This window comes from Arthrobacter sp. MP_M4, assembly GCF_035984855.1.
Lineage (GTDB): Bacteria > Actinomycetota > Actinomycetes > Actinomycetales > Micrococcaceae > Arthrobacter.
The window spans coordinates 19,104-34,370 of record NZ_JAXCHX010000012.1 but is presented as its reverse complement, the minus strand read 5'-3'; the positions used below and the strand labels follow the sequence as shown (position 1 = coordinate 34,370).

The 15,267-nt window shown below is 66.8% G+C and carries 15 protein-coding genes, 6 tRNA genes and 1 riboswitch; of the genes, 7 read left to right on the top strand and 14 right to left on the bottom strand.

Annotated features, from left to right (window positions below; all coding sequences use genetic code 11):
* Positions 1–51: 51 nt before the first annotated feature.
* The 12 genes from hisF to def form a co-directional block, all read right to left on the bottom strand.
* Positions 52–828, bottom strand: coding sequence for an imidazole glycerol phosphate synthase subunit HisF (gene hisF, locus RCH15_RS10615; protein WP_326960629.1), 777 nt, complete (start codon positions 826–828; stop codon positions 52–54).
* Between the two features lie 43 nt (positions 829–871).
* Positions 872–1,714 carry an ATP phosphoribosyltransferase gene (gene hisG / locus RCH15_RS10610; RefSeq protein ID WP_326960628.1) on the bottom strand — a complete coding sequence of 281 codons (843 nt, stop codon included), beginning with the start codon at positions 1,712–1,714 and terminating at the stop codon, positions 872–874.
* Between the two features lie 133 nt (positions 1,715–1,847).
* Complete coding sequence (locus tag RCH15_RS10605; RefSeq protein ID WP_326960627.1) at positions 1,848–2,111, bottom strand: phosphoribosyl-ATP diphosphatase; 264 nt, start codon at positions 2,109–2,111, stop codon at positions 1,848–1,850.
* Positions 2,112–2,272: 161 nt separating this feature from the next.
* The gene (gene ribH / locus RCH15_RS10600; protein WP_326960626.1) at positions 2,273–2,758 is read right to left on the bottom strand and encodes a 6,7-dimethyl-8-ribityllumazine synthase; all 486 of its coding nucleotides are present in this window, start codon (positions 2,756–2,758) and stop codon (positions 2,273–2,275) included.
* A 90-nt stretch (positions 2,759–2,848) separates the two neighbouring features.
* A complete protein-coding gene (gene ribA, locus RCH15_RS10595) occupies positions 2,849–3,547 on the bottom strand; it encodes a GTP cyclohydrolase II (protein ID WP_326960625.1) in 699 nt (232 codons plus the stop codon).
* Between the two features lie 13 nt (positions 3,548–3,560).
* A complete protein-coding gene (gene ribB / locus RCH15_RS10590; protein ID WP_326960708.1) occupies positions 3,561–4,235 on the bottom strand; it encodes a 3,4-dihydroxy-2-butanone-4-phosphate synthase in 675 nt (224 codons plus the stop codon).
* A 59-nt stretch (positions 4,236–4,294) separates the two neighbouring features.
* On the bottom strand, positions 4,295–4,948 hold the full coding sequence (locus tag RCH15_RS10585; protein ID WP_326960624.1) for a riboflavin synthase: 654 nt from the start codon (positions 4,946–4,948) through the stop codon (positions 4,295–4,297).
* Positions 4,948–6,114 carry a bifunctional diaminohydroxyphosphoribosylaminopyrimidine deaminase/5-amino-6-(5-phosphoribosylamino)uracil reductase RibD gene (gene ribD / locus RCH15_RS10580; protein ID WP_409017145.1) on the bottom strand — a complete coding sequence of 389 codons (1,167 nt, stop codon included), beginning with the start codon at positions 6,112–6,114 and terminating at the stop codon, positions 4,948–4,950. Before ribD ends, RCH15_RS10585 begins: the two co-directional genes overlap by 1 nt.
* Before the next feature lie 154 nt (positions 6,115–6,268).
* Positions 6,269–6,419: riboswitch (FMN riboswitch) on the bottom strand.
* Between the two features lie 87 nt (positions 6,420–6,506).
* Positions 6,507–7,166: a ribulose-phosphate 3-epimerase gene (rpe, locus tag RCH15_RS10575; protein WP_326960623.1), complete on the bottom strand. Its 660-nt coding sequence runs from the start codon at positions 7,164–7,166 to the stop codon at positions 6,507–6,509.
* A 74-nt stretch (positions 7,167–7,240) separates the two neighbouring features.
* Positions 7,241–8,845 carry an RsmB/NOP family class I SAM-dependent RNA methyltransferase gene (locus RCH15_RS10570; RefSeq protein WP_326960622.1) on the bottom strand — a complete coding sequence of 535 codons (1,605 nt, stop codon included), beginning with the start codon at positions 8,843–8,845 and terminating at the stop codon, positions 7,241–7,243.
* Positions 8,842–9,762 carry a methionyl-tRNA formyltransferase gene (fmt, locus tag RCH15_RS10565; RefSeq protein ID WP_326960621.1) on the bottom strand — a complete coding sequence of 307 codons (921 nt, stop codon included), beginning with the start codon at positions 9,760–9,762 and terminating at the stop codon, positions 8,842–8,844. Before fmt ends, RCH15_RS10570 begins: the two co-directional genes overlap by 4 nt.
* Complete coding sequence (gene def, locus RCH15_RS10560) at positions 9,759–10,325, bottom strand: peptide deformylase (protein ID WP_326960620.1); 567 nt, start codon at positions 10,323–10,325, stop codon at positions 9,759–9,761. The genes fmt and def overlap by 4 nt, the downstream gene beginning before the upstream one ends.
* 496 nt (positions 10,326–10,821) lie before the next feature.
* On the opposite strand from def, the gene RCH15_RS10555 reads away from it, so the two are divergent.
* Entirely contained in the window at positions 10,822–12,672 is a 1,851-nt protein-coding gene (locus tag RCH15_RS10555; RefSeq protein ID WP_326960619.1) for an HNH endonuclease, read from the top strand.
* Between the two features lie 165 nt (positions 12,673–12,837).
* Here the strand turns inward: RCH15_RS10555 and RCH15_RS10550 are convergent, their stop codons facing one another.
* Both RCH15_RS10550 and RCH15_RS10545 read right to left on the bottom strand, forming a co-directional pair.
* Complete coding sequence (locus RCH15_RS10550) at positions 12,838–13,686, bottom strand: cytochrome (RefSeq protein WP_326960618.1); 849 nt, start codon at positions 13,684–13,686, stop codon at positions 12,838–12,840.
* Positions 13,687–13,793: 107 nt separating this feature from the next.
* Positions 13,794–13,865, bottom strand: a tRNA-Val gene (locus RCH15_RS10545).
* 320 nt (positions 13,866–14,185) lie between these two features.
* Here RCH15_RS10545 and RCH15_RS10540 point away from each other — a divergent pair.
* The 6 genes from RCH15_RS10540 to RCH15_RS10515 all read left to right on the top strand — a co-directional run bounded on the left by RCH15_RS10540 (position 14,186) and on the right by RCH15_RS10515 (position 15,177).
* A tRNA-Gly gene (locus RCH15_RS10540) sits at positions 14,186–14,258 on the top strand.
* Positions 14,259–14,303: 45 nt separating this feature from the next.
* Positions 14,304–14,374, top strand: a tRNA-Cys gene (locus tag RCH15_RS10535).
* A gap of 39 nt (positions 14,375–14,413) precedes the next feature.
* A tRNA-Val gene (locus RCH15_RS10530) sits at positions 14,414–14,485 on the top strand.
* Between the two features lie 59 nt (positions 14,486–14,544).
* Positions 14,545–14,617: transfer RNA gene (locus tag RCH15_RS10525), tRNA-Gly, on the top strand.
* A 42-nt stretch (positions 14,618–14,659) separates the two neighbouring features.
* Positions 14,660–14,734, top strand: a tRNA-Val gene (locus RCH15_RS10520).
* A gap of 173 nt (positions 14,735–14,907) precedes the next feature.
* Positions 14,908–15,177, top strand: a complete 270-nt coding sequence (locus RCH15_RS10515) for an antitoxin (protein ID WP_326960617.1) — start codon at positions 14,908–14,910, stop codon at positions 15,175–15,177.
* The last annotated feature ends 90 nt before the right edge of the window (positions 15,178–15,267 follow it).

Sequence of the window (15,267 nt, the reverse complement as noted above, 5' to 3'; positions counted from 1 at the left end):
GGATGGGCTGTTCGTGACCCCGCGTTGGTTTGAGCGGGTGGTGCCGAAATCCTAGCGGACTTCGAAGCCGGCGTTCCGGATCGCGGCCTTGACCTGGGCAATCATGTCCAGCGGGCCGAAGTGGAAGACGGAAGCGGCAAGCACCGCGTCAGCCCCGGCCGCGACCGCGGGCGGGAAGTGCTCCGGTTTACCGGCGCCTCCGGAGGCGATGAGGGGAACCTTGACGGCGGTCCTCGCCAGGCGGATCAGTTCCAGGTCGAAGCCGTCTTTGGTACCGTCCGCGTCAATTGAGTTCAGCAGGATCTCGCCTACGCCGCGGTCAGCAGCCTCACGGGCCCACGCAAGAGCATCGATTCCGGTGCCCTGGCGTCCGCCGTGCGTCGTGACCTCGAAGCCGGAAGGGGTGGGCTGGGACCCCGGGCGCGTGCGCCGCGCATCCAAGGACAACACGAGGACCTGAGACCCGAAGTGCCGGGTGATCTCATCGATCACCCCGGGTCGGGCGACGGCGGCTGTGTTGATCGCGGCCTTGTCGGCGCCGTAGCGCAGGAGTCTGTCCACCTCCGCCACGCCACGGACACCGCCGCCAACGGTCAGCGGAATGAAAACTTCCTCTGCCGTGCGCCGGACGACGTCGAAAGTGGTTTCACGGTTGCCCGAGGAGGCCGTGACATCGAGGAAGGTCAACTCATCGGCACCGCCGTTGTCGTAGCGGTGTGCCAGTTCGACGGGGTCACCGGCGTCGCGGAGACCTTCGAAGTTGATGCCCTTGACCACACGGCCGGCATCAACGTCCAGGCACGGGATAACGCGGACGGCTACAGCCATGACTTCTCCTGGGATTCGCGTACGAAAGGAACTCTTATGCCGGTCAGATGCGGCAGGCGTGGATGGTGCTGACCAGGATGGCGCGGGCGCCGAGGTCGTACAGTTCGTCCATGATCCGGTTGGTCTGCTTTTTCGGCACCATCGACCGGACGGCCACCCAGTCCGAGTCGCGCAGCGGCGACACGGTGGGCGATTCCAGGCCGGGCGTGAGGGCTGCCGCGGCTTCGACGAGTTCCTTGCGGATGTCGTAGTCCATCATCACGTACTGCCGCGCCACCAGGACGCCCTGCAACCGGCGGATCAGGACGTCCGCTGCCGGGTTCTGCTCACCCGTGCGGCCGATCAGGACAGCTTCGGAGTGCAGGATGGGCTGGCCGAAGATTTCCATGCCGGCGGCTTTGAGGGTGTTCCCGGTCTCGACGACGTCGGCGATCGCATCCGCGACGCCGAGGCGAACCGAGGATTCGACGGCGCCGTCGAGCCGGACCACTGTGGCCTGGATGCCGCGTTCTGCCAGGTAGCCGCGGAGGAGCCCGTCGTAGCTCGTGGCGAGGCGCTTGCCGTCGAGCTGTTCGACGGCGGTGAAGTCGCCTACCGGGCCGGCGAAGCGGAAGGTGGATGCGGCGAACCCCAGCGGGAGCAGCTCCTCGGCATGTACCTCGGCGTCGAGGAGCAGGTCGCGGCCGGTGATGCCGACGTCGAGCGTTCCCTGGCCGACGTAGACGGCAATGTCGCGGGGGCGGAGGAAGAAGAATTCAATATCGTTGTCCGGGTCCACCATGACCAGCTCGCGGGTATCGCGGCGCTGGCGGTAGCCCGCCTCGGCGAGCATGGCGGAAGCGGCTTCGGACAGGGATCCCTTGTTCGGGACGGCAACTCTCAGCATGGGAGGACTTTCTTGGTCGGGACGCAGACCGTTCACAAACAGTCCGTCCGGGAAGTATCAGTACAGGCCAAAGCGGGCCACGCGGTCGCCGGGTGTCGGGGCAGGGCCCTGATGGATTCCGGCGGGGACGTGGCTAGAGATGCTTGTAGACGTCTTCCAGGCTGAGTCCTTTGGCGAGCATCAGAACCTGCAGGTGATAAAGCAGCTGCGATATTTCTTCGGCGGTGGCTTCATCGGATTCGTACTCGGCAGCCATCCAGACCTCGGCTGCTTCCTCCACGACTTTCTTGCCGATGCCGTGGACTCCGGAATCCAGTTCGGCGACGGTGCGGGAACCCTCCGGACGGACGGCTGCCTTCTCACTCAGTTCTGCGAACAGCGATTCGAAATTCTTCACGCCCTCCAGCCTACTTGCTCGCAGGCGGCGGGCGCCTGCCGGAGCGTTCCGCGACGGCAACGATGTGATCGATCACACAGGAAGGGCCCCTGCCGGGCGCTGCGCGGAGCACGGCTGGGCCCTCCCTGCGGGCCTTCCCTGCGGGACCGTTGTCCACGGGCCTAACGGAACTGCTTCAGCGTCACGGCAGTGGCCAGGGCGGCCGTAACCGCCTCATGGCCCTTGTCCTCAGTGGAGCCCGGCAGGCCGGCACGGTCAATGCCCTGCTGCTCGGTGTCGCAGGTCAGGACGCCGAAGCCGACGGGGACGCCGGTGCGGACGGAGACCTCGGTGAGGCCGAGCGTGGCCGCCTCGCAGACGTACTCGAAGTGCGGGGTTCCGCCGCGGATCACGACACCGAGCGCCACAACGGCGTCGAAGTGCGGCGCCAGCCGGGCGGCCGCGACGGGGAGTTCAAAGGTACCGGGAACCCGGAGGACTGTCGGTTCGGTGATGCCGGCATCTTTGGCCGCGCGCAGTGCACCGTCCAGGAGCCCGTCCATGATCTGGGTGTGCCAGCTTGCGGCCACGATGGCCAGGCTTAGCTGGGAGGTCTCTTCGGGCTTGAAGGTGCTGAGGTCAATCTGTGGTGCGCCGTGGCCGCTCATGGGTGTCCTTGTTTTGCGTAGTCGTCGTGTGCGGGTCGAAAGCTGGGCCCGTCCGGTGCGGGCCGCCTGGTCAATTTTTTCCGGGATGGCTTATTCCGGGACGGGGTCGAATCCCAGCGAGCCGGCAGCCGGCGCCACAGGTTCCATGTCCAGAACCAGGCGGTGGTCCATCCGGTCCTTCTTGGTCTGCAGGTACCGGATGTTCTGCTCGCGGGAGGGAACCTCGGTGGGCACCATCTCCACAACCCGGACGCCGGCCCGGGCCAGCCGGTCCTGCTTGTCCGGGTTATTGCTCAACAGGCGGACTTCGTGGAGTCCCATGTCGGCGAGGATCTGGGCCGCTGCCTGGTAGCTGCGGGCGTCCACCGGCAGGCCAAGCTGTTCGTTGGCCTCCACCGTGTCGAAGCCGGCTTCCTGCAGCGCGTACGCCTTCATTTTGTTGGCCAGGCCAATTCCGCGTCCCTCCTGGCCGCGCAGGTACAACAGTGTCCCGCCGAACTCGTTGATCATTTCCAGCGCATAGGCGAGCTGTTCACCGCAGTCGCAGCGGTAGGATCCGAACACGTCACCGGTGAGGCACTCCGAATGGAGACGGACCAGCGGCGCCAGTCCTTCGACCTGCGGCAGCGGTGAGCTGACCGCCAGGTGCTCGGCACCGGTGGCGAGGTCGGTCCAGGCCTGTGCCACAAAGTCACCGAAGGCAGTGGGCAGTTGGACGATCGGTCCAGCGGCGACCGGGTGCGGCCGGCGTTCGCCTGACCGGTGTTCCTGAGCTTCCGACGTCGTCATCTTTTCTCCTCCATCACGCGGGATCCGTTGCATTGCCGGGTTCGCCGGCGTCGAGGTATGCCACCAGATCCGCAATCGAGATCAGCGGGCAGCTGTGCTCGGCGGCAAAGCCGCGCAGTCCGTCAACCCGCATCATTTCTCCGTTGTCGTACACCACTTCTGCAATCACGCCCACGGGCTGGAGTCCGGCCATTCGGCACAATTCCACAGCTGCTTCGGTGTGGCCGGGACGTTCCCGCACTCCTCCCTTAACGGCGCGGAGCGGAAAAACATGCCCGGGGCGGGTCAACGCCGGCGGCTGGCTGGCCGGATCGGCGAGGACCCGGGCTGTGAGGGCGCGGTCGGTGGCCGAGATGCCGGTGCTGATGCCATGGGCGGCGTCACAGGACACGGTGTAGGCCGTGCCTTTGGCATCCTGGTTGATAGCGACCATCGGCGGCAGCGCGAGGGCGTCGGCGCGCCCGGCGTCGAGAGGGACGCAGATGACGCCTGAGCTGTACCTGATGGTCCAACCCATCAGTGCCGGCGTGGCGTGCTGGGCGGCGAAGATGATGTCGCCCTCATTCTCACGGTCCTCGTTGTCCACCACCAGGACCGGCCGGCCGGCGGCAATGGCACGGACGGCGTCCTCGACCCGGTCCAGGCCCGCCGGCGGAATGACGGCATCGGATGCCACGTCGACGGGCAGCGCGGTGTCGGCAACGTCGGTGCGAAGGGCGTGGCGGGCAGGAATGTCCTTGACGTTGTTCACGCTGCTGCCCCCTCCCCGCTTGTTGCTCCCCCGGCTGCCGCAGCTGAAAATGCGAGCAAACGCTCAGTGTACTTCGCCAGGACGTCCACCTCGAGATTCACCCGGCTGCCGGGTGTCTTCGCGCCGAGCCCGGTCTCGGCGAGGGTGGTGGGGATCAGCCCTACTTCAAACCACGGCGCCGGTTCGGCTGCCGGGCTCACCGCCGTCACGGTCAGCGAGACGCCGTCGACGGCGATGGATCCCTTCTCCGCAATGTAGCGGGCCAGTCCGGTGGGAACGCCGAACCGGAGCCGGTCCCAGTTGCCCAGCGCCTCCCGCTCGAGCAGCTGCCCGACGCCGTCGACGTGGCCCTGGACGACGTGCCCGTCGAGCCGTCCGCCGGCCTGAACGCAGCGTTCGAGGTTGACGGGGGCGCCGGGAACGAGTTCGCCAATGGTGCTGCGGGTGAGAGTTTCGCCCATGACGTCGACGGTGAAGTCCTTGCCCTCGATTTCCGTGGCTGTGAGGCAGACGCCGTTGACGGCGATGGAGCCGCCGAGGGCCAGTCCCTCGGTGCTGCCGGGAGCGTGGAGCCGGACGGTGGCGCTGACGTCACCATGGCGGTCAACGGACAGCACCTGTCCCTGTTCGGCGATAATTCCGGTAAACATCAATTGCCTCCTGCGGCAGTGTCCGCGCCTGGACGGGACGGGGTTGAAACGGCTGGGGTCTTGGTGGGCGCTGCGTGGGCCGGACGCAAGTGCAGGCGAAGATCGCGGCCGAGCATTTGCACGGCCCCGCCGGCGGCGGCATCCCACTCCCACTGCTGCGCGTCGGCCAGGGTGGTGATGCCGAGGTCCTCAAGTGCGGGGGTTCCGGAACCCAGAAGGGTCGGGGCAAGGTAAACGATGAGTTCATCCACAAGCCCGGCGGCAAGGAAGGCACTGAGGATCCGGGAGCCGCCTTCCACCATGACGTGGCGGACGCCGGCGGAGAACAGCTCCTCCAGCGCCTCCCGGGGATTCCGCGTGGGCAGGTGCAGGACCTTGCCGTCGTCACCGTGGATGGCGGCGCCGTTGGGAATCCCCCGGTAGCCCATCACGACGCGCAGCGGCTGGCTGCCGGCGGGTTTGCCGTCGGCACCGCGGGCTGTGAGCCGGGGGTTGTCAATCAGGACCGTCTGGGTTCCAACCAGGATCGCGTCGATCCGGCCACGCAGGGCGTGGTTGTCAGCGAGCGATTCCGGGCTGGAAATCCACTGGCTGGAGCCGTCAGTCGCCGCAATGCGGCTGTCGAGGGTCTGGGCAATGTGCAGGGTGACAAACGGCCGCGAGGCTGCGACGGCGTCGAACCAGCGCCGGTTCATGTCCAGTGCGGAGTTGGCGCCAAGTCCGGAGCGGACGCGGACGCCCGCGGCACGGAGGGTGGCGGCGCCGCCCGCCGCGGGATCGTGCGGATCATCTACAGCGTAGATAACGTCCGTGATGCCGGCCGCGATGATGGCCTGCGCGCAGGGACCTGTACGCCCGCAGTGGTTGCACGGTTCCAGTGTGACCACCATGGTGGTGCCGGCCAGGTTGTGGCCGGCGGCCGCGGCGCGATCGATAGCGTCGGCTTCCGCGTGGGCGGTGCCCGCACCCCGGTGGTAACCGGTGGCAATCCCGGTTCCGTCAGCGGCGATCACCACGGCGCCAACCAGCGGGTTCGCACCGCGCGGACCCTGCAGGGCAGCGGCGAGAGCTGCGTTCATGGCGGCGGCCTCGGCCGGGCTGAACGTTGCATCCGCCAGCGCAGCGGACTCGTTGCCAGCCACGGGGGTGGAGTATTTGCTGCTCATCAACCTGCCACCGGATGATCGGAATCCCTGGAGGTGGTGAGCCATCGCAAAGAGTACATGGGTACGTGTCGTTCCTTCCCGTAAAAGCCGCGATGGCCCCGGGGTATACGACAGCGACCTTCCGCGGCGCCGCAAGGGCACCGCAGTAACAGCTGTACGTGCTTCTCTCATCCAGACTTTAACTGTCGGTACCGGAGTTCCACCGGTTCAACCGTCTGCCGGCAGTCCTCCCGAGGGAAGCGCCGGCTCGCGGGTCGCGGACTATAACCGCCGGTTCGGACTTACACCGACCCCGGAGCACGTATGTGTGTTGCTATTCTGGCACAACTGTCGGGCAGCGTTGGCTATTCCCCTCTGCTGGATGTTGCGGCAGGCCTCCTGCCGGAGTAGCGCTACCGGCGCTGGCCGGCAGCGCGGAGCCTTCCGATTGCCTCGGCTGGATCCTCGGCACCATAGACCGCAGAGCCGGCCACAAAGACGTTGGCACCGGCGTCCGCGGCACGTTGGATGGTGTCCTCGGTGATACCACCGTCGACCTGCAGCGCCAGGTCCAGACCGGACGCGTCAATGGCTGCGCGGGCCCGGCGGATCTTAGGCAGCGTGAGGTCAAGGAATTCCTGGCCGCCGAAGCCCGGCTCCACGGTCATGATCAGCAGCATGTCCAGCTCGCCGAGCATATCCAGGAACGGCTCCACGGCACTGCCCGGCCGCAGTGCCAGGCCCGCCTTGGCACCGCGGGCCCGGAGCTCCCGCGCGAGCTTGATTGGTGCGTTGGACGCCTCGGCGTGGAACGTCACGGAGGAAACTCCGGCGTCGGCGTAGGCGGGGGCCCAGCGGTCCGCGTGCTCGATCATGAGATGAACATCCAGCGGCACCGGGCTGATCTCCTGCAGGCGCGCCACCACGGGCAACCCGAGCGAAAGATTCGGCACAAAGTGGTTGTCCATGACATCGACGTGCACCGCATCCGCAGTGGCAATTCTGCGGAGTTCGGATTCGAGGTTGGCGAAGTCGGCGGAGAGAATGCTCGGGTTGATACAGCACGTGGCCATGTGGAATTCCTTGTTGTTCTGCTGAGATATCCCAGCGAGGTCGCGGACGTTCAGTGTTCAGTATTCCCTTGCCATCAGGCCTTTTTGTGGATGAGCGCCAGGAACATGGCGTCCGTCCGGTGCACGTGCGGCCAGAGCTGGGCGGTGAGCTCGTGACCGGCGTCGAGATGGCCGGTGAGGCTGACGCTGTCCAGCACAGATCCGGCATCGAGCAATTCCAGGTCCTCGCGTTTGCGCAGCACATCGCTGACGACGGCGGTAGTTTCCGCAGGGTGCGGTGAGCAGGTCACGTAGGCCACCACACCGCCGGGCTTCACGGCCGCCAGTGCGGACTTGAGCAGCTCACGCTGGAGCGGACCAAGGTCCGTCAAGTCCTTGGGAGTCCGGCGCCACCGGGACTCCGGGCGGCGTCGAAGTGCGCCAAGCCCGGTACAGGGTGCATCGACGAGCACACGGTCGAAACTCTCCGGCATCTCCGTGCCCACGTCGCGGCCGTCGCCGGTCCGCACATGCCAGACCTCGTGCGGCACAGCCGCGAGCGCCTGCCGGACCAGTTTGGCCCGGTGCGGTGCGGGCTCGTTGGCCAACAGCGTGGCGCCCTGCTCCCGGGCGAGGGCGCCGAGCAGCGCAGCCTTACCTCCCGGGCCGGCGCACATGTCCAGCCAACGCTCGGCGGCCGGGTCCGTGCCGGTGCGGGCACGCGCTCCGGCACTGGCACGGAGGTCTACAGCCGCCAGGGCGCGGGCCACAAGCTGGGAGCCGACGTCCTGGACGCGGGTGGTGCCTTCTCGGACGGACGTGAGCCTCCCGAGGTCACCGCCGCTGGAGAGCGCAGAACCTTCGACGAGTTCGCCGGGCGTGGCACCGCCGTCCAGGGCTTCGTCCAGGCTCCCGAGCCCGGGCAGCGCGACGAGGTTGACCACAGGCGCGGCGTTGTCCGCCTCCAGAAGATCACTGATTTCGCTGACCGGACGGCCGTGGGCCACCAGGGACTGCCTCAGCGCCCGGACGATCCATTCCGGGTGCGCGTAACGGATGGCGGCTTTGGTGGTTTCGTCCGTCTCTTCGGCCAGCAGCAGGTCCAGCCATTCCTCGAGGGTATGGGCGGACACCTTGCGCAGTACAGCATTAATGAGAGCCGACGGGCCGGCGCCAATCACCGCGCGGGCCAAACCGACGGTCTGGTCCAAAGCAGCGTGGGCTGGCACGCGCATCGCCAGCAGCTGGTGGACGCCGATCCGGAGCGCGTCGAGGACAGCCGGATCCAACTGATCCAGCGGCCGGTCCACGCAACGGGCCAGAACGGCGTCGTAAGTTCCTTGGCCGCGCAGCGCGCCGTAGCTTAGTTCCGTAGCGAAGCCGGCGTCGCGTTTGTCCAGGCCGTGGTGCCGGATGCGGGCAGGCAGGACGAGGTTGGCGTAGGCGTCATCGGCCGCGACGGCACGCAAAACTTCGAAGGCTACCAGCCGGGCGGGATCGGCCCTGCGGGTGCGCTGGGAGGGGGCGTTTTCGGTGAAACCGCGCTGTGGTCCCCGGTTGCGTTCCCGGCCCTGCGCGTTGCGAAAGCTGCCATCCCGGCCGCCGCCGCCCTGTCCGGCCGCTCCGCCGGCACCGCGCTGACCGCTTGACCCGCCGCGTTTGGGGCCGTTGCCCCGGCCGCTCGTCCCGGACTCGCTCATTCAAATACCACGCTTTCAAGTGTTGACTGTCCGCGCGCCCAGTCGGCGGCGGACATCATTTTTTTGCCTGCTGGCTGGATCCGGGTAAGTTCAACCGGGTGTGAGCCGGTTCCCACCAACACGCTCTTGCCGTCCAGGGCAAGCTGCCCGGGTTCCAGCCCCGGTCCACCCGGTCGCAGAACGACCGGTTCCAGCTTGATCCGCTGGCCGTCCAGGGTGGTCCACGCACCGGGTTCGGGGGTGACCCCACGGGCGCGCCGCCCTATCGCCAGGGCGGGCTGTTGCCAGTCCAGCCGGCCGTCGTCAAGAGTGAGTTTCGGGGCCACGCTGACCTCGCCCAGTTGCGGCACAGCGGCGGCCTTGCCGGCGTCGACCGCGGACAGCGTCTGGGTCAGCAGCACCGCACCGGTGTGGGAAAGGCGCTCCAGCAGAGCGCCAGCGGTGTCGTCGGGCCTGACAGCCTCAGTCAGTGTGCCGAAGACCGGCCCGGTGTCCAGACCCTCCTCCAACAGAAAGGTGACAGCGCCGGTGACATCATCTCCGGCGATCAGAGACCGCTGCACTGGCGCAGCGCCCCGCCAGGCCGGCAGCAGTGAGAAGTGCAGGTTGATCCAGCCGTGGGGCGGAACATCCAGGGCTGGCCGGGGAATAAGGCCGCCGTAGGCCACGATGGCAGCGACATCGGGAGCAGCGTCTGCGATCTCGGCGGTCACCGCGGCGTCGACCTTCGCGGCATGGATGATTCTGATGCCCAACTCCGCAGCCCGGGCCGCAACGGGCGACGGCGCCAGCACCCGTTTGCGTCCAATCGGCGCATCCGGCCGGGTCAGGACGGCGACGACGTCGAATCCGGCGGCAACCAGCGCGTCCAGGGACGGAACGGCCACGGCGGGCGTCCCGGCGAAGAGAACCCTCACGGGGTGTTACCGAAGGAGCCGAAGCTGGTGCCGACCGTCCGGGCGCGCTTCGCCGTCGTCTGCTCGGCAATTGAGTCGTAGTTGGCGTTCCGGATGGCGCGCAGTGCAGCCTTCCGGTCCTCACCTTCCAGCCGGTCCGTGAAGAGAACGCCGTTGAGGTGGTCCGTTTCATGCTGGAACGCCCGTGCCAACATGCCTTCGCCATCCACTTCAACGGGGTTGCCGTGCATGTCCACGCCGGTGACGCGGGTGTGCCGGTGCCGGCGGACGGGGAAGCCGAGGCCGGGAATGGAGAGGCAGCCCTCCACTTCGTCGGGCTGGAAGTCCCCGCTGTTTTCCAGCACCGGGTTGATGATGTGCCCCTCGACGCCACGAATGCGGTAGGTGAAAACCCGCTGGCTGACACCGACCTGGGGCGCGGCCAAACCTGCGCCGTCCACGTCCTCCATGGTTTCGGTCATATCGGCAACAAGCTTCGCCAGCTCAGGCCCGAAATCCGTCACGGGATCAGCAACTGTGCGCAGCACAGGATCGCCGATGATGCGGATATTCAAAATGGCCATGTGCAATCTGTCCTTAGAGTTGGCGGCGACGGGATCCAGTCCAGTTTAGTTGCACACCGGACACCGGGCAGGACGCCCCCGGGAATTGGAGTGGGGTGGCCGTCTAAGGTTCCACTGGAGGCGCCGGGCGCGGCTCGGGCGCCCCGGTTCGGGCGCGGGCGGCTCGGGCGCGGGCGGCTCGGGCGCGGGACCCGGTTCGGGCGCGGGCGGCTCGGGCGCGGGGACCCGGTTCGGGCGCGGGCCGCTCGGGCGCGGGGACCCGGTTCGGGCGCGGGCGGCAAAGAACGTCTGGCTCACTTCGGTAGGCAGAGGACGGAATCGGTTTATTGTCGTAGCCCCGAGAGACAATAAACGTGTGGAAGTCAGCAGGGATTTCATCGAGTTTCAGGACTTGAGCCGGGGCGCGGAGCCCGGCACAGACTGCGGTGCTGCCGGGTCCGGGGCACCGGAGCCGGAGACGGCCGGATTGGGTGAGGCTCTGGCCACGCTTAGGGCTGTGAGTTTGACGGCGGTCGGGGATGCGGCGTTGCTGGGGTTGCAGGCCGCCTCTGATTTCGCCGGGACGGTGGAGGAAGCCTCCCGGGTCGTGGAGTACCTGCAGCTCGTGGCGGCCGCCGCCGTGGACCGGACCCGGAAGCAGTCCGCAGCTACCGCCGCGAAGCGGGCAAGTTCCTGGACCACCGGCTGGCGCGAAACCACACGCTCCCCCGCCACGGCCGCAGCCACGGCATTCCCGGCCGGCCCGGCCGACTCGGCCGACTCGGCCGGCTGGATCGGGGATGCTGGCTCGCCCCGCCCAGGCGACTCGGCCGGCTGGATCGGGGATGCTGGCTCGGCCGGCTGGATCGGGGATGCTGGCTCGCCCCGCCCAGCCGACTCGGCCGGGGACGCGGGCGCGGCTGGGTTCGCTGCCGACGTCGGGTGTGGTGTGGATGACGGGTACCGGAACACCGGGGAATTCCTGCGGGCCCGGTTACGGATCAGCGCCGCGGAGGCCCGGCGCCGGCTGTCCCTGTCCGGGGACCTGCTGCCCCGGCAGGGCTTCACCAGCGAACCCTTACCTGCCGTGCACGCCGAACTCGGTGCCGCGGTCGCCGCCGGGAACATCGCGTCCCGGCCCGCGGGCACCATCAGCCTGGCCCTGGACCGGGTACGGCACCTCTGCGACACGGACACCCGGGACCGGATGGAACACGCCCTGACCCAAACGGCCGCCGAGAACGACCCAGATTTCCTTGCCCGCGTCGCCCGGAGCTGGGTGGACGCGATCGATCAGGACGGCGCCGAACCCTCCGAGGAGCTCCTGCGCCAACTCCAGGGCGTGTTCCTCCGCAAACCCCGCCACGGACTCGAACACCTGGAAATCTTCGCGACCACCGAACAGTTCGAACACCTCCTCACAGTCATGAACACCGCCACGAACCCCCGCACCCCGCCCACACCACCCACCACAACCGCCCCGGCCGGCAGCGTCGGCAGCACCTTGGACTGGGCGCTCCCGGGCACCAGCACCAGCCCCGGTGATGGCGCCTGCGATGGCGGCAGTGATGGTGGCAGTGATGGTGCCTGCGATGGTGGCCGTGGTGGTGGTGTTGTGCTGGATTTGCGCTCACGGCCACAGAAACACCTCGACGGGCTCGTCGGTGCCTGCAAAGTAGCGCTCACCACCGGGCTGCTGCCCGCCACCGGCGGGCTGCGACCCCAGGTCATGGTCACCATCGACTACCGCGACCTCCTGGCCCGCCTGCGCCGGACCGACGAAACCGGCAACGGCCCCGAGCCCCTCAACGACACCGAGACCGACAACAGCTCCGAACCCCTCAACGGAACCGAGCCCCTCAACGGCTCCGAGTCCCGGAACGGCACTGCGTGCGGGAAGGGCTCCCTCTCCGGAGGAACAGCGGCGCATACGGGGGCGATGCTGTTCACCGGGCCCGTCACCGCCTCGACCGCGCGGAAGATCGCCTGCGACGCGGACATCATCCCGGTCCTGCTCGGCAGCGAAGGCAGGGTCCTGGACATCGGCCGGGCCACCCGGATCTTCCCACCGCACATCCGCAAAGCCCTCACCGCCCGCGACCAAGGATGCGCCTTCCCCGGCTGCACCATCCCGGCCCCCTGGTGCGAAGCGCACCACATCACCTACTGGTCCCGCGGAGGAACCACCGGCACAGACAACGGAGTCCTGCTGTGCTCACACCACCACCACATCATCCACAAAGAACACTGGACCATCCACCTCCGCACCGGCATCCCCTGGTTCATCCCCCCACCCCACGTCGACCCACGCCAAAAACCCCAACGAAACCACTACTTCCACCCCACACACCTCAACACCGCAAGCTAACGACGCCCGCTAGGTAACTCCGTGGGGGTGTCGGAATAACGCTGGATCCGAGGTGGCCTTACACGCCGGGCGGCGCAGGCGCAGGCCGGATGAATGAGTACCAAGGCTTGACCGGCGACGGTCCCTGACCGCGACGGCCCCTGCGTGATAGTCGTTTGGCGGTACTTAGCGGGTGATGGGCGGCGGCAACAGCGGGAGCAAAGCGGTTCCGGCGGCTGTGGTATCCGCAGACATCTCCCAGACGCGGCGCAGGGCGCAAAACTTCCACCAGTGGTGTTTCAGGACTTCGGGGTTGGCCCGCAGCGGCCGCACCTCCGTTTGTCCGATAGCAACGGCCAGCAGAATTGGCGATTCGCCGTGCTGCCAGGCTTCCCACTCCCCTGCTACCGGATCCACCAGGCTTTCCTCGGCCTTCATGCCGGCGACGAGCTGCATAACCACCTTGTCATCCAGCGGTTTAACCGTGCCGTCCCGGCTGGTGCCCTTGGTCTTGTAGTCGATCAGGCAGGTCCGGCCGTTGATCCTGGCCACGAGGTCAAGGGTCCCGGCATAGCCGACAGTCTTATTCCAGACCGTGATTTCCGGTGCGATCGGCTCCACCTGGAAAAGCTCCCACCACTCGTCGAAACGCGCAGCAAAAGCTTCTTCTCCGTTGGCGGCCAGGGCCTCCCGGGTTTCCTTCATCTGGTGCGGACACCCCAGGGCCCGCAGCGCAACCTGCTCACAGTAGTTATGCACCCGGTCACCACGCTTCGCGGCATCGTCACGGTAGGTCTCCGCTGCTTTAGCCGCTCGGCTCACCGCCTGGCGGACTTTCGCCGGACTGCCGAGGATGCCAGGAAGCGTCGGATCCTGGGCCAGGCTGTTCGCTCCCATGTACCCGAACCAGCCGTCCAACCCGTGGGGCTGCTGCCCGATCACCGTGGTGATGGAAGGTACGGAGAACTGCTCTGACGTGGAGCGCGCATACATCCGGCCGTAGTCTGTGGCGTGGGCAAGAAGTGGGGCGGTCATGGCAAAACTCTTTCACGGGGGTGTGACAGTGGAAAAACACAGTACAAAACACAGTGGAAAAACAATGGTCCGTTCCGCTCAGTGAGCGGAACGGACCATGAATTGGGTGGGCGATACTGGGTTCGAACCAGTGACCTCTTCGGTGTGAACGAAGCGCGCTACCACTGCGCCAATCGCCCCAATGCCATTGAATGCTAGCCCACACCCGGCGCAATTGAGAAATCGAGCCCGCCGCGGGAACTAGCTGGAACCTCACTGGGCCGCCGGGGGCCGGCGTAGCGTCCGCAGCCGCGGCGTCGGGCGCGCGCCAACCGTGCAAGAAAAAGCAGGGGAAATTACAAGGCTGTAATTAGAGAAAACCCCTAGAACACAGGGATGCAGGCACCGACGGAGGCAGTGGGGCTGATGCGATTTGTAAGTTCCCTGAACCTCCTATAGAGTTCTTACTCGTTGGAACGCGAGGAAATGCCGATTGTGGCAGCGAATTGCCGACAATACTGCGGACGTAGCTCAGCTGGTAGAGCACCACCTTGCCAAGGTGGATGTCGCGAGTTCGAATCTCGTCGTCCGCTCGCAGGACACTGTCACGGTATGGTTCTCCGGAATCCTACTTACACGGTGGGTTGGCCGAGAGGCGAGGCAGCGGCCTGCAAAGCCGTATACACGGGTTCGAATCCCGTACCCACCTCGGTGAAAACCCTGGTTTCCGGCTACTGTCGGATGCAAGGGGCGATTGGCGCAGCGGTAGCGCGCTTCCCTGACACGGAAGAGGTCACTGGTTCGATCCCAGTATCGCCCACTAAAGCGAGGCATCTTGCTTGATGCAGTACCACCGGCCCGGCCGGTATGGAACAAAATGCGGACGTAGCTCAGCTGGTAGAGCACCACCTTGCCAAGGTGGATGTCGCGAGTTCGAATCTCGTCGTCCGCTCTCTTATTTACTTACAACTCCACTCCGGATCCTTCCGGTTGCGGGCGATTGGCGCAGCGGTAGCGCGCTTCCCTGACACGGAAGAGGTCACTGGTTCGATCCCAGTATCGCCCACCACGAAAGCAGCTCCTCCGGAGCTGCTTTTCTTGTTTCTATTCGCTACCGGACGCCGGGTGTCCGGCCCCGCCCCTAATTACCCTGTGGGCGGACACCCTTGGCTCTCCTGCCGCCCCCCGCTAGGGTTGATAGCGCTAGGAGCGATCTGGCTCCGCGACCGAAGGGAGGTGCCCGTGGGTTTACTTGACGATCTAAAGGGCAAGGCTCAGCACATCATTGGTGGCAACGAACAAGCCATCAAGGACGGCATCCAGAAGGCCGGTGATTTCGTCGATTCTAAGACCGGCGGAAAGCATGCCAGCAAGATCGATGCCGTGCAGCGGGGCGCTTCCGGCTTCGTGGAGAAAGCGAACGACCGGCCGAACACGGCCCCGGTCGCCGATCAGACTCCCGGAGCCGGTGAACCCCCCGTAGCCGGGGAACCCCGCCAGCCAGGCCTCTGACCCAGATACGTCAGCGAGGTGCCGGTCCCGCCGAGAGGCGGCGCCGGCACCTCCGGCATTTAAGCGCCGGCTGACCCTGAGCGGCACTCA

Excerpts from the sequence above, each read along its gene's own strand:
- ribH (WP_326960626.1), bottom strand. The coding sequence starts at position 2,758 with ATGAGCGGCCACGGCGCACCACAGATTGACCTCAGCACCTTCAAGCCC.
- hisG (WP_326960628.1), bottom strand. The coding sequence starts at position 1,714 with ATGCTGAGAGTTGCCGTCCCGAACAAGGGATCCCTGTCCGAAGCCGCT.
- ribD (WP_409017145.1), bottom strand. The coding sequence starts at position 6,114 with ATGAGCAGCAAATACTCCACCCCCGTGGCTGGCAACGAGTCCGCTGCG.
- RCH15_RS10585 (WP_326960624.1), bottom strand. The coding sequence starts at position 4,948 with ATGTTTACCGGAATTATCGCCGAACAGGGACAGGTGCTGTCCGTTGAC.
- RCH15_RS10570 (WP_326960622.1), bottom strand. The coding sequence starts at position 8,845 with ATGAGCGAGTCCGGGACGAGCGGCCGGGGCAACGGCCCCAAACGCGGC.
- def (WP_326960620.1), bottom strand. The coding sequence starts at position 10,325 with ATGGCCATTTTGAATATCCGCATCATCGGCGATCCTGTGCTGCGCACA.
- rpe (WP_326960623.1), bottom strand. The coding sequence starts at position 7,166 with ATGGCCACGTGCTGTATCAACCCGAGCATTCTCTCCGCCGACTTCGCC.
- hisF (WP_326960629.1), bottom strand. The coding sequence starts at position 828 with ATGGCTGTAGCCGTCCGCGTTATCCCGTGCCTGGACGTTGATGCCGGC.
- ribA (WP_326960625.1), bottom strand. The coding sequence starts at position 3,547 with ATGACGACGTCGGAAGCTCAGGAACACCGGTCAGGCGAACGCCGGCCG.
- RCH15_RS10550 (WP_326960618.1), bottom strand. The coding sequence starts at position 13,686 with ATGACCGCCCCACTTCTTGCCCACGCCACAGACTACGGCCGGATGTAT.